This is a genomic window from Arsenicicoccus bolidensis DSM 15745 (assembly GCF_000426385.1).
Classification (GTDB): domain Bacteria; phylum Actinomycetota; class Actinomycetes; order Actinomycetales; family Dermatophilaceae; genus Arsenicicoccus; species Arsenicicoccus bolidensis.
Genome location: NZ_AUFG01000019.1, coordinates 56524 through 69965, shown reverse-complemented (window position 1 = coordinate 69965; position 13442 = coordinate 56524). Strand labels below are relative to the sequence as shown.

The window sequence follows — 13442 nt, the reverse complement described above, 5'->3', positions numbered from 1 at the left end:
CCCCACACGACCCGAACTGAGCTCCCAGCTCACGACATGTCGCCTGACCCCTCCTTTCGGCGCCCCACACGACCCGAACTGAGCTCCCAGCTCACACGATGTCGTGCGCGGTCACGCGGCGGAGCAGGATCCCGTGGCGGCGGGCGAGGTGTCGGAGACACCCTCCGCAAGGATGGGCCGGGTGGCCGCGCTGGTCAGGGCGTAACCCGTGCTCGGGTCGTCGACCGACTGGGCGAAGATCGTGCCCGCCACGCGTCCGTCGGTGGTGAGCAGCGGGCCGCCCGAGTTGCCGGGACGGACGGTGGCATAGAGGGAGTAGACCTGGCGCACGGCCCCCGTGCTGCCGTAGATGTCGGCGCCGCGGGCCGACATGACCGAGCGGACGCGGGCGGCGCCGAGGCGATAGGGCCCGCCGCCGGGGAAGCCCGCGACCACCGCGTCCGCGTCGGAGCGCAGCGTGTCGGCGACCTGCAGCGGTCGCGCCCGCAGGTCGGGGACGTGCAGCACCGCCACGTCCAGGCGGGGGTCGAACGAGACGACGGTGGCGGCATACGACCGTCCCTGCCCACCGACCTGCACCCGGACCCGCTCGGTGCCGGCGACCACGTGGGCGTTGGTGACGACCCGCTGCGGCGACATCACCCAGCCGCTGCCGTCCTGCTCGCGACGGCACACGGGCGCGTCGCCGACGACCTTGACGATCGAGTCGCGCGCGGCGACCACACCGGCCGTCTGGGCGACGCGCGGGTCCGGCGGGGCGGCGGGCGCGATCGGCTCCGCCCCCACCCCCTCGAAGACGCGGGGGAACTCGCTGGCCTCGACCTGCGACCGGAAGTCCGCGAACGCCCGTCCGACCTGGGCGGGCATCACCGCGTCGACGGCCCCGAGGACGCGCGACCCGGCGACGGTGCGGGCCACGCTCCCCGGCGCGGCCGTGCGCAGGGTGTCCCCGACGAACCAGTAGATCGTGGCCAGGACCAGCACCGACGCGACGGCCCCGGTGACGGCGTCCAGCAGCTGGGTGGGGCGCAGGCGGTTGCGCGACCGCAGGTGCGCGCCGAGGCGTCCGAGCAGGGCCTCCCCGATCACCGCGAGCAGCAGGACCCCGAGCGCGAGGACCGCGGCCCGCAGCAGGAGGGAGTCACGCAGCGCCTGGGCGTTCTCGAGCAGCGGCGGCAGGGCGCGCAGGCCGAGGACGGCCCCGGCGACCAGGCCCGCCGTCGCGAAGGCGGACATGACCAGACCGCGACGCCAGCCCGCGGCGGTGTGCAGGCCGAGGGCGACGAGCAGGATCACGTCGAGGACGACTGGGCTCATGCCTGCTCAGCGCCACATGCGCTCGGGAAGTTCCTCGTGACGCGAGTCGTCCCACGGCTCGGCGAGGCCCGCGAGGTCCAGCAGCTTGGCGATGATCCCCGCCGTGAAGCCCCACACGAGCAGCCCGTCGACCTCGAACGCCGGCCCGCGGTAGCCGTTGGGATGCGTCACGGTGAACCGGTTGGCGGGGTCCACGAGCACGGAGACGGGCGCCCGCAGGACCGAGGCGACCTCGCGCGGGTCGCCGGCTGTCAACGGGTGCGGGTCGCGCCACCACCCGACGACGGGGGTGATCCCGAAGTCGCGGTGGGGCATGTAGAGCTCGGGCAGGGTCGCGAGCACGTCGATGGAGGACCGGTCCAGGCCCACCTCCTCGTGGGCCTCCCGCAGCGCCGCGTCGATGACGTCGCGGTCCTCCGGGTCGACCGATCCGCCGGGGAAGGCGACCTGCCCCGCGTGCGTCCGCATCCCGTGCGCCCGCTCGGTGAGCAGGATGTCGTGGTCGTTCGGGTCCTCGTCACGGGGGCCGACGAGGACGAGCACGCCGGCGCGCCGTCCCGCTCCGTGATCGGGCGGCAGGAAGCTTGAGTAGTAGTGGGCCGGGGTGGTCTCCACCTGGCCCACGAGCTCGTCCAGCCAGGTGGGCCGGGCCACCGTCATACGCCCTCCTGCGCCCAGCGGGCGGCCAGGCCCGAGGGGGCCTCTCCCAGCCGCTCCGGCCAGGGTGCGCCGGGGGCGAGCTCGAACTTGGCGAGCGTGCGCGCCTTGGTCGCGTCGGTCTCTCCCTCGCCGTATGACGGACAGAGGTCCGCCACGGGGCACACCCCGCACGCCGGCTTGCGGGCATGGCAGATGCGGCGTCCGTGGTAGATGAGGACGTGCGACAGCATCGTCCACTCCTTGCGGGGGAACAGCGCGCCGACCTCGTGCTCGACCTTGACCGGGTCCTCCTCGGCGGTCCACCCGAGGCGCCGCGCCAGGCGCCCGAAGTGCGTGTCCACCGTGATGCCCGGGACGTCGAACGCGTTGCCGAGCACGACGTTGGCGGTCTTGCGGCCCACGCCGGGCAGCGTCACGAGGTCCTTGAGGCGGCCCGGGACCTGCCCGTCATACCGCTCGACGAGGGCGGTCCCGAGCTTGATCAGGGCGTCGGTCTTGGCGCGGTAGAAGCCGGTCGGCCGGACCAGCTCCTCCAGCTCGGTGCGGTCCGCCGCTGCGTAGGCCGCCGCGTCCGGGTAGCGCGCGAAGACCGCCGGGGTGACCTTGTTGACCCCCACGTCGGTCGTCTGCGCCGACAGGACGGTCGCGACCAACAGCTCCAGCGGCGTCGTGAAGTCCAGCTCGGCGATGGCGTAGGGATAGGTGTCGTGCAGGACGCGATAGGTCCGTCGGGCGCGGCGCTTGAGCGCGAGCGGCGACTCGCCGGTGGGCGTCGGACGCGAGGCGGGATCGAGGGTGGACACCCGATCAGGCTACTCGTGCGGTCCGTCACACCCCTGCACGTCCGTGATGGCACAATGACCGACGTGGACAACGACGTGGTGAGAAGGTCTCCGCTCTTCGCGGCGCTCGACGACGAGGCAGCCAGCACGCTGCGGGCCTCGATGAGCCCCGTGAGCCTTGAGCGGGGAGAGGTGCTGTTCCACGAGGGAGCCCAGGGCGACGCCCTGTACATCATCGTCGACGGCAAGGTGAAGCTCGGGCGCACGAGCGGCGACGGGCGCGAGAACCTCTTCGCGGTGCTCGGGCCGGCCGAGATGTTCGGCGAGCTGTCGCTCTTCGACCCCGGCCCCCGCACGCTGACCGCCACCGCGGTCGCCGAGACCTCCCTGGTCGGCCTCGGCCACGACAGCCTGCGCACCTGGCTGGGCGCCCGCCCCGACGTCTCGCTCACCCTGCTGGCCGCGCTCGCCCGTCGCCTGCGCCGCACCAACGAGTCCCTCGCCGACATGGTCTTCACCGACGTGCCCGGCCGCGTGGCCAAGGCCCTCGTCGACCTGTCCCGCCGCTTCGGTCGCCCCTGCGAGGACGGCGTCCTCGTCGCGCACGACCTCACCCAGGAGGAGCTGGCCCAGCTCGTCGGCGCCTCGCGCGAGACGGTCAACAAGTCGCTGGCCGACTTCGCCGGCCGCGGCTGGATCCGTCTCGAGGCCCGCTCGGTCGTGCTGCTGGACATCGAGCGCCTCTACCGCCGCGCCCGCTGAGGATTTCTCCGGCCGTATGCCGGAGGCCCGCCCCTGACTCGGCCCCACGCGCCCTGAGAGGTCACTTCTCGCTGTCTCAGCGGGCCTTTTATCGTTCAACGTGCCCTCGCGGGTCGCTACCCGTCGGTGACGGCCGCGGCATCAGGGCTGGTGGGCAGGTAAGCGATCTGGGCGAGCACGCTGAGCCGGGCCGCGGGCCAGACCTCGCGCGGCACGTCGGCATACACCCGCTCGACCACCTCGTCGGCGGTGGTGTCTCCGGCGGCGAGGGCGGCGCGCACCTGGTCGAGCCGGTCGGCGCGGTGCCGCAGGTAGTAGGCGACGGCCTCGTCCGCCGCGTCGACCGTCGGCCCGTGCCCGGGCAGGATCCGGGTGACGGCGCCGCTGCCGGTCAGCGACCGGAGGCGCCGCAGCGAGGCGAGGTAGTCGGCGAGCACGCCGTCGGGGTGCGCCACGACCGTGGTGCCGCGACCCAGCACGGTGTCGCCGGTCAGCACGGTGTTGTCGGCCGGGAGCACGAAGGACACGGAGTCGGACGTGTGGCCCGGCGTCGCCAGGACGGCCACCTCGAGGTCACCGACGTGCAGCACCGAGCCCTCGCGCAGGTCGTCGTGACCGTCCCCGATCGCCTGCACCCGGGTGCCCGTGAGCTCGGCGAACCTGCCTGCACCCTCGGCGTGGTCGGCGTGGCCGTGGGTAAGCAGGGTGTGGGTGACGCGGGCGCCGCGCTCCTCGACGAGCGAGATCACGGCGCGCAGGTGCTGCTCGTCCAGCGGCCCTGGGTCCACGACCGCCACGGCACCGCTGCCCGGCTCCGCGAGCACCCACGTGTTGGTGCCGTCCAGGGTCATCGGGCTGGGGTTGGGGGCGAGGACACAGGTTGCCCGCGAGGTCACGGCACCGCCGAGCCAGGGCGTGGCGGTCGGTGGCGGCTGCACCAGGCGGGTGCCAGGGGCGGTCACGAGCGGGCTCCGGTGTCGGGCACCCGAGCGCGCATCCAGATCCGCCCCTCGTCGTCCTCGACCAGGTCGGGCGAGATCGACCAGACCAGGGGCTCCTCGGCGACGAACGAGGCCGAGGACGCGGCGCCCGCCAGCTGCTCGACAGCCACCAGGGTGGGCGGCAGCATGAGCACCGAGCCGTCACGCGCGCCGGCGAGCACGTCCGCCGGACGCCACCACCCCGCGGCGTCGGCCTCCGAGGTCGCGTCGTCGGGGACCTGCCCGACCGGCAGCAGCGCCGCGAAGAACGCCGTGTCGTAGCGCCGCGGCTCGAACTCCGGGGTCACCCAGTGAGCGCGATAGGACAGCAGGTCGGACCGCAGCACGAGCCCACGGCGCCGCAGCAGCTCGGTGAACGACAGCTCGCGGGCCTCGAGCGCGACCCGGTCGGCGTGCCACCCCGCGTCGCGCACGTCCTCGACGACGGTGGTCGCGTCGGGCCCCGCCAGCAGCACCCCGCACTCCTCGAACACCTCGCGCACCGCGGCCACGACGAGCTGCTGGGCGACGTCGTCGGGGCAGTCCATCCGAGCCGCCCAGGACGCGGGCGAGGGCCCGGCCCAGTGCTCGGCGACCAGGGCGGGGTCGGCGTCGCGCGGGTCCACCCCGCCGCCGGGAAAGACCATCATGCGGGGGGCGAACGCCATCGAGGCGACACGGCGCAGCATGAACACCTCGACGCCGCACGATGACTCGTCGTCGGCGGCCCCGCTCACGGACGCGTCGCGGACCAGCTGCACCGTGGCGGCATACCGCGGGACCTGGTGCCGACGCACCTCGGCGTCGCCGTCGAGCCACGCGCGGGCGCGCGTCCCGAGCCCGCCCGCGGGGAAGTCGCGCACGACCCCGCCCTGGTCGCCCATCACGTCCTCAGTCGTCGGCGAGCGCGACGGTGATCTCGACCTCGACCGGCGCGTCGAGCGGCAGGACGGCCACCCCGACCGCGGACCGCGCGTGCACCCCGCGGTCGCCGAAGGCATGCCCGAGCAGCTCGCTCGCGCCGTTGACGACGCCGGGCTGGCCGGTGAAGGACGGGTCGCTCGCGACGAACCCGACCACCTTGACGACCTGCGCGACCTGGTCGAGGTCACCCACGACCGACTTCACGGCGGCGATGGCGTTGAGGGCGCACACCTGCGCAAGCTCCTTGGCGCGCTCGGGGCTCACGAGCCCGTCGCCCTCGCCGACCTTGCCGGTCGCGGCGAGCGAGCCCTGGACCATCGGCAGCTGCCCGGAGGTGTGGATGCGCCGGCCGTCGCGCAGCGCCGGGACGTAGGCCGCGACGGGGGCGGCGACGTCGGGGACGCTGAGCCCGACCTCGGCGAGACGATCCTCGACTGCACTCATGGCGCGACTCCTCGTCAGCCCTGCTTGGGGCGCTTGAGGTAGGCGACGAGGTTGCCCTCGCCCGACTGCAGGACGGTGACGAGCTCCCACCCGTCCTGCCCCCACTGGTCGAGGATCTGCTTGGTGGCGTGGACGATCAACGGCACGGTGGCGTACTCCCAGGTGGTCATGCCCGCACTCTAGCGACCACGGCCGAGGGTCACAGCACTAGCATCAGCCGTATGCCGACCGCGCCCACCCCCGACCTCTGGCCGGACGCCTGGCGCGAGGCCCGGCTGCACGTGGTCACCGGCAAGGGCGGCACCGGCAAGACGACGGTGGCGGCGGCGATGGCCACGGCGCTGGCCGAGTCCGGGCGCCGGGTGCTGCTGGCCGAGGTCGAGCAGCGTCAGGCGTTGGCCCCCGTGCTCGGGTGCAGCCCGCTCGACGACCACGAGCGCCTGGTGCACGTGACGCCGGCGGGCGGCGAGCTGCACGCGCTGGCGGTCGATGCGCGGGCCTCGCTGATGGAGTACCTCCGCGTCCACTACCACCTCGGCCCCGCCGGGACGGTGCTGGACCAGGTGGGTGCCGTCGACCTGGCGACCAGCATCGCGCCGGGCCTCGGGGACGTGCTGGTGATGGGCAAGCTCTACGAGGCCACCCGCCGCACCCCCCGCCACCAGCGGCGTCGCGGCACGCCCGAGAGCTATGACGTGGTCGTCGTGGACGCGCCGCCGACCGGTCGGGTGGTCCGCTTCCTCGAGGCCAACGCCGAGGTCGCCGACCTGGCGCGCGTGGGGCCGATCAAGGCGCAGGCCGACGCGGTCACGGCGGTCATCCACTCGGACCAGACCGTGGTCCACCTCGTGACGGTCCTCGAGGAGATGCCCGTGACCGAGACCGTCGAGGCGATCACCGAGCTGCGGGCCGCGGGCCTGCGCACGGGTCTGCTCGTGGTCAACCAGGTCCGCGACGACGGGCTCGGCGAGGACGACCTCGACGCCTTCCACGCGGCGGTCGACGGCGACGTCGACCTGACGGCCATCGCCGAGGAGCTGCGCGCGGCGCAGGTCCCCGACCCCGACGAGACCGCCCGCCGGCTCCTCGAGCACGCCCGCGGTCACGCCGAGCGACTCCTGGCCGAGGGCGAGCAGCAGGAGATCCTCGACGCCCTGGAGCTCCCCACCGTCCTGCTGCCCACGCTCGAGGGCGGCGCCGGTCCGCGCACCCTCCCCCGGCTCGCGGCCGCGCTCACCTCGCAGGTCGGAGCGCTCGTATGACGACCCCGCCCCGCCCCGGCGCCCGGCATACGGCCTCGGACCTCGCCGCCCTGGTCCGGGACCCGGCCACCCGCGTGGTGCTCTGCTGCGGCTCGGGCGGGGTGGGCAAGACCACAACGTCCGCGGCCCTCGCCCTGCACGCCGCCGAGGCCGGACGCCGCGTGGTCGTGCTCACCATCGACCCGGCGCGCCGGCTCGCCCAGTCGCTCGGGCTGTCCGAGCTCGACGACCGCCCGCGGACCGTGGTCGGCATCGACGAGACGCGGGGCGGGCGCCTGGACGCGATGATGCTCGACATGAAGCGAACCTTCGACGAGGTCGTCGTGGCGCACGCGACCCCGGAGGCCGCCGAGCAGATCCTCGCCAACCCCTTCTACCAGTCGGTGTCGAGCTCGTTCGCGGGCACGCAGGAGTACATGGCGATGGAGAAGCTCGGCCAGCTCCGCACGCAGGCCGAGCGGGACGGCACGTGGGACCTGATCGTCGTCGACACGCCCCCGAGCCGGTCCGCGCTGGACTTCCTGGACGCGCCCGAGCGGCTCGGGTCCTTCCTCGACGGCCGGCTGATCCGGCTGCTCACGGCCCCCGCACGACTCGGGGGACGGGTCGGTGTGCGGGCGCTCGGTGGCGGCATGGCGCTGGTGTCGGGCGTGCTGTCCAAGGTGCTGGGGACCCAGCTGCTGGGGGACGTGCAGACCTTCGTGGCGGCGCTGGACTCGACCTTCGGGGGCTTCCGCGAGCGCGCCGAGCAGACCTACGCCCGGCTCTCGGAGCCGGGCACGGCGTTCGTGGTGGTGGCGACGCCGGAGATGACGGCGCTGCGCGAGGCCGACTACTTCCTGCGGCGCCTGCGGTCCGAGGGGATGCCGGCCGCCGCGCTGGTCCTCAACCGGCTCGTGCGCCCAGCGACGGGGACGCTGGACGCACGAGGGGCGGACGGGGCCGCGGAGCGACTGACGGGAGGGAGTCAGGAGGCTGGGGCGGCCCGGGCGGCCCGGGCACTGCTGCGGGTGGGGGCTGCGTCGGACCGGGTGGCGGAGCGCCACGCGCAGGTGCTGGCGGAGCTGCGGTCGAGCCGCCCCGGCCTGCTGGTCAGCGTGGCGGCCGCGGAGGCGACGGACGTGCACGACCTCGCCGCGCTGCGGCGGGTTGGGGCGTCCCTCGCGGGCTGACGCACCCTCGTCGAGCCGGTCGGCGTGCGTGAGGTGCGGGTCAGGCGACCTTGTTGGGGTTGCTGCGGTTGAGCATCGCCTCGAGCACGGGACGCCACGACTGGACGTCCGGGCGGCGCTTGAGCAGGGCACGGCGCTCGCGCTCGGTCATGCCGCCCCACACACCGAACTCCGTGCGGTTGTCGAGGGCGTCGGCCAGGCAATCGGCGATGACCGGGCACCCGACGCAGATCTGCTTGGCCTGCTGCTGGGCGGCTCCCTGGACGAACAACGCGTCGGGGTCCTGCGCCACGCAGTTGCCGAGCGGTGCCCACTCCTGGATCCACTGCTGGCCGGCGCGCTCACCAGAGCGCGCAGTCAGAACAGTCATGTCGAAAGCCTCCCAGTCTTCACCCGTAAGGGTAGGTGTTCTTCGGTTCGCGACACATGGCTCGTCCGGGGGGTTACGGTCGATCACAAGGACTAGTCACACGTGCTGCGGTTGGTGTCTTCTGTGCTGTAAACGCGCCCCCCGGCGGTGAGTTACGGGTGGAGCGAAAAAAAGTACGCTGGGCCCATGAAGCAGGGACGACTGAGCGCCATCCCCACCGTGATGAGCCTGTTGGCGGCATTCCTCGCCGTCTCCGTGGTCGGTGGGTTCCTCGGGGCGGGGCTGCTCATCCCAGCCACGGCGATGATGGGGACCGTCGTCAAGTCCGGCACGGAGGTCTACGAAGCTCTTCCCACGGAGTTCACCTCCGTGGTGCCTCAGCAGCAGTCCGAGCTGCTCGCCTCCGACGGCAAGACCGTCATCGCCACGCTCTACAGCGAGAACCGCATCGTCGTGCCGCTGAGCGCGATCTCGCCGTGGATGCAGAAGGCGCAGGTGTCGATCGAGGACCACCGCTTCTACGAGCACGGGGGCGTCGACCTCGAGGGCATCGGCTCGGCGGTCGCCGGCGCGGCGCTGGGCGGGACCGCCCGCGGCGCCTCGACCCTCACGCAGCAGTACGTCAAGGTCACCCTCGAGAAGGCTGCCCTGGATCGCGGCGACACCAAGGCGGCCAAGGCGGCCAAGGCCGTGACGGCCTCCCGCAAGCTGCAGGAGCTCAAGTACGCCGCCCAGGTCGAGAAGGAGATGACCAAGGAGCAGATCCTGCAGAACTACCTCAACCTGGTCTACTTCGGGGACCAGGCGTATGGCGTGGAGGCCGCTGCGCGGCACTACTTCAGGACCACGGCGGCCAAGCTGACGATCCCGCAGGCCGCGACCCTCGCCGGTGTCGTCCAGCAGCCGGGCGCCAACGACCCCGTCAAGAACCCCAAGGCCGCTCTCACCCGCCGCAACGTCGTGCTGGACGCGATGCACCGGTACGGCTACATCGACGCGACCCAGCTCAAGACCGCCAAGGCCTCGCCCCTGGGTGTCATCAAGGCCGACCCGCCCAAGAACAGCTGCGCCGCGTCGAGCTACCCCTACTGGTGCAACTACGTCGTCAACTACCTCAAGACGCTGCCAGCCTTCGGCACGCAGCCCAACGAGCGCGAGGGTCGGATCCGCCGCGGCGGCTACCGCATCGTGACGACCCTCGACCCCGACCTGCAGGAGCGCGCCGCCGAGTCCATGGGCCGGATCATCTCGCCGCAGGACTACCCGACGTTCGGCGCGGCCGCGACCACGATCGAGTCCAACACCGGCAAGATCCGCGCGATGGTCCAGTCGACGAGCTACAACCCGACCGGCAAGCCGGAGCCGGGCAAGACCCAGGTCAACTGGGGCGCGGACTTCCGCTACGGCGCCTCGGGCGGCTTCAGCGTCGGCTCGACCATGAAGCTCTTCGCCGTGATCGAAGCCCTCAAGCAGGGCAAGGGCGAGAGCTATGTCATCCCGGACATCCGCCCCCCGGGCACCCCCTGGTACCCCCGTGACTTCCAGAACGGCTGCACCACGGGTGCCGGCGCGCCCTGGACACCGGGCAACGCCGAGGGTGACGACCCCCCGCCCGGAGCGGACATCGGGATCGCCACGCGCAACTCGATCAACACCGCCTTCGTCGCGCTGGCCGCCGACATCGGCACCTGCAACATCCGCAACACGGCGCTCGCCATGGGGATGCACAACTCGCGCCGCTCGGCCGAGGACGGCTCCCAGGACGGCAAGCCGCTCAGCACCTATCCCCCCACCCTGCTCCTCGGTGAGGACGCCAGCCCCGAGACCATGGCCCAGATGTACGCCATCGTCGCCAACCGCGGCATCTCCTGCCCCAACACGCCGCTCGAGTCGGTCACCGACAGCGACGGCAAGAAGGTCGACCTGCAGCTGCCGGGATGCCGCCGCGTGCTGGAGGAAGGCATCGCCAACCAGGCCGCCGGGATCTTCCAGACCGTCATGACCGAGGGCACGGGCCGTCCCGTCCAGATCGGCCGCCCGTCCATCGGCAAGACCGGCACCGACGCCGACAACGAGACCTGGTTCGTCGGCGCCACCCCGCAGTACTCCACCGCCGTCTGGGCGGGCACCCCCGACCAGAACAACGGGTCCTGGGCCCGCATGCGCCTGCACTCCGTCGACGGGAACGCGCGCTACTACCCGAAGGCCATGGGCTACCTGATCCCCGGCCCGATCTGGCAGGGCGTCATGCGGGCCGCGCACGACGGCAAGCCGGTCGTTCCGTTCGGCCAGGCCGCTCAGCCCGCCGACGACGGACGCACCGTCGACATCCCGGACGTCCGGGGCATGTCGGTCGACGAGGCCACGAGCGCGATCGAGGCGGCCGGCTTCCGGGTCACCGTGGGCGGTCGCGTCGCCAGCGGCTACCCCCGCGGCACGGTCGCCCGCACCCGCCCGACGGATCGCGCCCCCAAGGGCAGCGCGGTGACGCTCCGCATCTCCACCGGCGTCCGCTCAACCCCCCGCGCGCCCACCGCCAACCGCGCGGCCGCACCCCCAGCAGCACCCCCCGCGGCTCCCCCGGCGCCCTGACCTACCTCAGGTAGGCACATCAGCCCGCCTTAGCACCCCGGGTCGATGTGCCTACCTGAGGTAGGCACATCAGCCCGCCTTAGCACCCGGGTCGGGCGGATGAAGCACAGGACGAGCCCGTATGCCGAGGCGCCCGCCCCCACGTGGGGGCGGGCGCCTCGCGCGTGCTGCGCCGGTGGCGGCGACCGGTTCCTGTGGCGACGGCCAGTGCACGCGGCGTGCTGCAGCACGCCACAACCGCCATCCGGTGCCACGGCCGCTGCTGGACACCACGAACGCAAGAACCTCGACGACAACGACCGGGCGGAGCGGCGCGGTCGGGGAGCGGCGACCCGTCAGGAGGCGAGGGCCCGCTTCACGGCTGCGGCGATCCGTCCGCCCTCGGCCTGCCCCGCCGCCTTGGCCTGGGCGGCCTTCATGACCTGGCCCATCTGCGGCATACCGGTCGCGCCCGTCTCGGTCACGGCCTCGGCGACCAGCGCGTCGATGGCCGCGTCGTCCAGCTGCGCCGGCAGATAGCCCTCGAGCACCGCGCGCTCGGCCTCCTCGACCTCCGCGAGCTCCGGCCGTCCCGCCGCCTGGTAGGCCTCGACCGCGTCCGTCCGCTTCTTGGCCTCCTTGGTCAGGACCTTGAGGACGTCGGCATCGGTCAGCTCGTGGTGCTCCCCCGCCACCTCGGCGGTCGTCACGGCGGTCAGCGCCATGCGCAGCGTGGCGGTGCGGACCTGGTCGCGGGCGCGCATCGCCTCGGTCAGGTCGTGCTGGAGGGTCTGCTTCAGAGTGCTCATGGGCACCAGTGTCCTCCCCCGCCACCGTGCGGTCACCCGAGATGACGTCGGGCCGTCATACGGGCTGGATGTCTGGGAGCATGGCCGTGATGAACACTCTCGCGCGCACCCTCACCGGCGTCACCGCGGCCGGAGCCGCCACCCTCGCGTATGCCTCGTTGGTCGAGCGCAACTCCTTCACGCTGCGGCGGGTCACCGCGCCCGTGCTGCCGCGTGGCTCCGCCCCCTTGCGCGTCCTGCACGTGTCCGACATGCACCTGGTGCCGTCGCAGCGGCGCAAGATCGAGTGGGTGCGCTCGTTGGACGCGCTCGAGCCGGACCTGGTGATCAACACCGGCGACAACCTCGCCCACCTCCAGGCCGTGCCCGCGGCGCTGGACGCGATGGGCTCGCTGATGGAGCGGCCGGGCGCCTTCGTGATGGGGTCCAACGACTACTTCGCGCCGGTCATCAAGAACCCCTTCCGCTACTTCACCTCCGACCATGCCCGCGTCGAGGGCGATCGCACCCGGCTGCCGACGCAGGACCTCGTGCGCGGCTTCGAGAACGCCGGCTGGCTCAACCTCAACAACCGCCGCGGCCACCTGAGCGTCGAGGGCCTGGACCTCGAGCTGGTCGGCGTCGACGACCCGCACATCGAGCGGGACCGGTATGACGAGGTCGCGGGGCCCGCCGACCCCGACGCCGCCCTCACGATCGGGGTGGCGCACGCGCCGTACCTGCGCACGCTGGACGCCTTCACGCGCGACGGTGCCGACCTGGTGATCGCCGGTCACACGCACGGCGGGCAGGTGTGCGTCCCGTTCTACGGCGCGCTGGTCACCAACTGCGACCTCGGCCGCGAGCGGGTCAAGGGCCTGTCCCGCTGGTGGCCCGGCTGCGACAACGCCCCGTCGTCCGAGGCGCCCGACGACGCCGCGTGGCTGCACGTGTCGGCGGGCTTCGGCACGTCCCCGACCGCGCCCGTGCGGTTCGCCTGCCGTCCCGAGGCGACCCTGATCACCCTGCGCGCGCGGGACCGGGCTCGGGACTGACGGCGCCGGTCGGCGTCGGACCGGACCGATTCGTGTCCGGGGGCGTTCGTCGGCTATCCTCGGTCAGTCAACACGGGGTGTGGCGCAGCTTGGTAGCGCGCGTCGTTCGGGACGACGAGGTCGCAGGTTCAAATCCTGTCACCCCGACCAGTTGAGCAACCGGCTCTGATCCGCGGCAACGCGGGCCAGGGCCGGTTTTCTTCTCTCCCAGCGCCGGGACCGGGTGGCCATTCGTGCGCTCGGAGCTCACGTAGGTCCGGATCTGAGCCTCCGGATCGCGCGTTCGTGAGCTGCGAGCGCGGGGATGCCCGAGGACGCGGGCCGGATGATGGGGCCCAGCCGGGGTATGCGATCG

The 13442-nt window shown here is 72.9% G+C and carries 14 protein-coding genes and 1 tRNA gene; 6 read left to right on the top strand and 9 right to left on the bottom strand.

All coding sequences use genetic code 11. From position 1 onward, the window contains the following. Window positions 1-111 precede the first annotated feature (111 nt). From K313_RS0111625 to nth, 3 genes are read right to left on the bottom strand one after another with little or no spacing between them, the layout of a single operon-like run. The gene (locus K313_RS0111625) at window positions 112-1317 is read right to left on the bottom strand and encodes a MarP family serine protease (RefSeq protein WP_029211767.1); all 1206 of its coding nucleotides are present in this window, start codon (window positions 1315-1317) and stop codon (window positions 112-114) included. Between the two features lie 6 nt (window positions 1318-1323). After that, entirely contained in the window at window positions 1324-1977 is a 654-nt protein-coding gene (locus K313_RS0111620) for an NUDIX hydrolase (RefSeq protein WP_029211766.1), read from the bottom strand. Beyond that, window positions 1974-2780 carry an endonuclease III gene (gene nth, locus K313_RS0111615; protein ID WP_019285155.1) on the bottom strand — a complete coding sequence of 269 codons (807 nt, stop codon included), beginning with the start codon at window positions 2778-2780 and terminating at the stop codon, window positions 1974-1976. Before nth ends, K313_RS0111620 begins: the two co-directional genes overlap by 4 nt. A gap of 63 nt (window positions 2781-2843) precedes the next feature. Between nth and K313_RS0111610 the strand changes: the two genes are divergently transcribed. Beyond that, complete coding sequence (locus K313_RS0111610) at window positions 2844-3521, top strand: Crp/Fnr family transcriptional regulator (RefSeq protein ID WP_029211765.1); 678 nt, start codon at window positions 2844-2846, stop codon at window positions 3519-3521. Window positions 3522-3637: 116 nt separating this feature from the next. Here K313_RS0111610 and K313_RS0111605 read toward each other — a convergent pair whose 3' ends face one another. From K313_RS0111605 to K313_RS23550, 4 genes are read right to left on the bottom strand one after another with little or no spacing between them, the layout of a single operon-like run. After that, window positions 3638-4483, bottom strand: a complete 846-nt coding sequence (locus K313_RS0111605) for an MBL fold metallo-hydrolase (protein ID WP_019285157.1) — start codon at window positions 4481-4483, stop codon at window positions 3638-3640. Next, window positions 4480-5385 carry an NUDIX hydrolase gene (locus tag K313_RS0111600; RefSeq protein ID WP_019285158.1) on the bottom strand — a complete coding sequence of 302 codons (906 nt, stop codon included), beginning with the start codon at window positions 5383-5385 and terminating at the stop codon, window positions 4480-4482. The genes K313_RS0111605 and K313_RS0111600 overlap by 4 nt, the downstream gene beginning before the upstream one ends. A gap of 7 nt (window positions 5386-5392) precedes the next feature. Next, entirely contained in the window at window positions 5393-5869 is a 477-nt protein-coding gene (locus K313_RS0111595; protein WP_029211763.1) for a RidA family protein, read from the bottom strand. 14 nt (window positions 5870-5883) lie between these two features. Next, entirely contained in the window at window positions 5884-6039 is a 156-nt protein-coding gene (locus K313_RS23550) for a Sp36 family protein (protein ID WP_019285160.1), read from the bottom strand. 51 nt (window positions 6040-6090) lie between these two features. Between K313_RS23550 and K313_RS0111585 the strand changes: the two genes are divergently transcribed. Further along, window positions 6091-7131: an ArsA-related P-loop ATPase gene (locus K313_RS0111585; protein WP_029211762.1), complete on the top strand. Its 1041-nt coding sequence runs from the start codon at window positions 6091-6093 to the stop codon at window positions 7129-7131. Continuing rightward, complete coding sequence (locus tag K313_RS0111580) at window positions 7128-8303, top strand: ArsA family ATPase (RefSeq protein ID WP_029211761.1); 1176 nt, start codon at window positions 7128-7130, stop codon at window positions 8301-8303. Before K313_RS0111585 ends, K313_RS0111580 begins: the two co-directional genes overlap by 4 nt. Before the next feature lie 40 nt (window positions 8304-8343). Here K313_RS0111580 and K313_RS20930 read toward each other — a convergent pair whose 3' ends face one another. Then, a complete protein-coding gene (locus tag K313_RS20930; protein WP_034252972.1) occupies window positions 8344-8673 on the bottom strand; it encodes a WhiB family transcriptional regulator in 330 nt (109 codons plus the stop codon). 186 nt (window positions 8674-8859) lie between these two features. Between K313_RS20930 and K313_RS0111570 the strand changes: the two genes are divergently transcribed. Next, window positions 8860-11265 (top strand): penicillin-binding protein, encoded by a 2406-nt coding sequence (locus tag K313_RS0111570; RefSeq protein ID WP_029211759.1) that lies wholly within the window; start codon window positions 8860-8862, stop codon window positions 11263-11265. Window positions 11266-11600: 335 nt separating this feature from the next. On the opposite strand, the gene K313_RS0111565 is transcribed toward K313_RS0111570, so the two are convergent. Continuing rightward, entirely contained in the window at window positions 11601-12053 is a 453-nt protein-coding gene (locus K313_RS0111565; protein ID WP_029211758.1) for a GatB/YqeY domain-containing protein, read from the bottom strand. An 89-nt stretch (window positions 12054-12142) separates the two neighbouring features. On the opposite strand from K313_RS0111565, the gene K313_RS0111560 reads away from it, so the two are divergent. Together K313_RS0111560 and K313_RS0111555 are read left to right on the top strand one after the other, a co-directional pair. Next, entirely contained in the window at window positions 12143-13087 is a 945-nt protein-coding gene (locus K313_RS0111560) for a metallophosphoesterase (RefSeq protein WP_029211757.1), read from the top strand. 73 nt (window positions 13088-13160) lie between these two features. Then, window positions 13161-13237: transfer RNA gene (locus K313_RS0111555), tRNA-Pro, on the top strand. Window positions 13238-13442 lie beyond the last annotated feature (205 nt).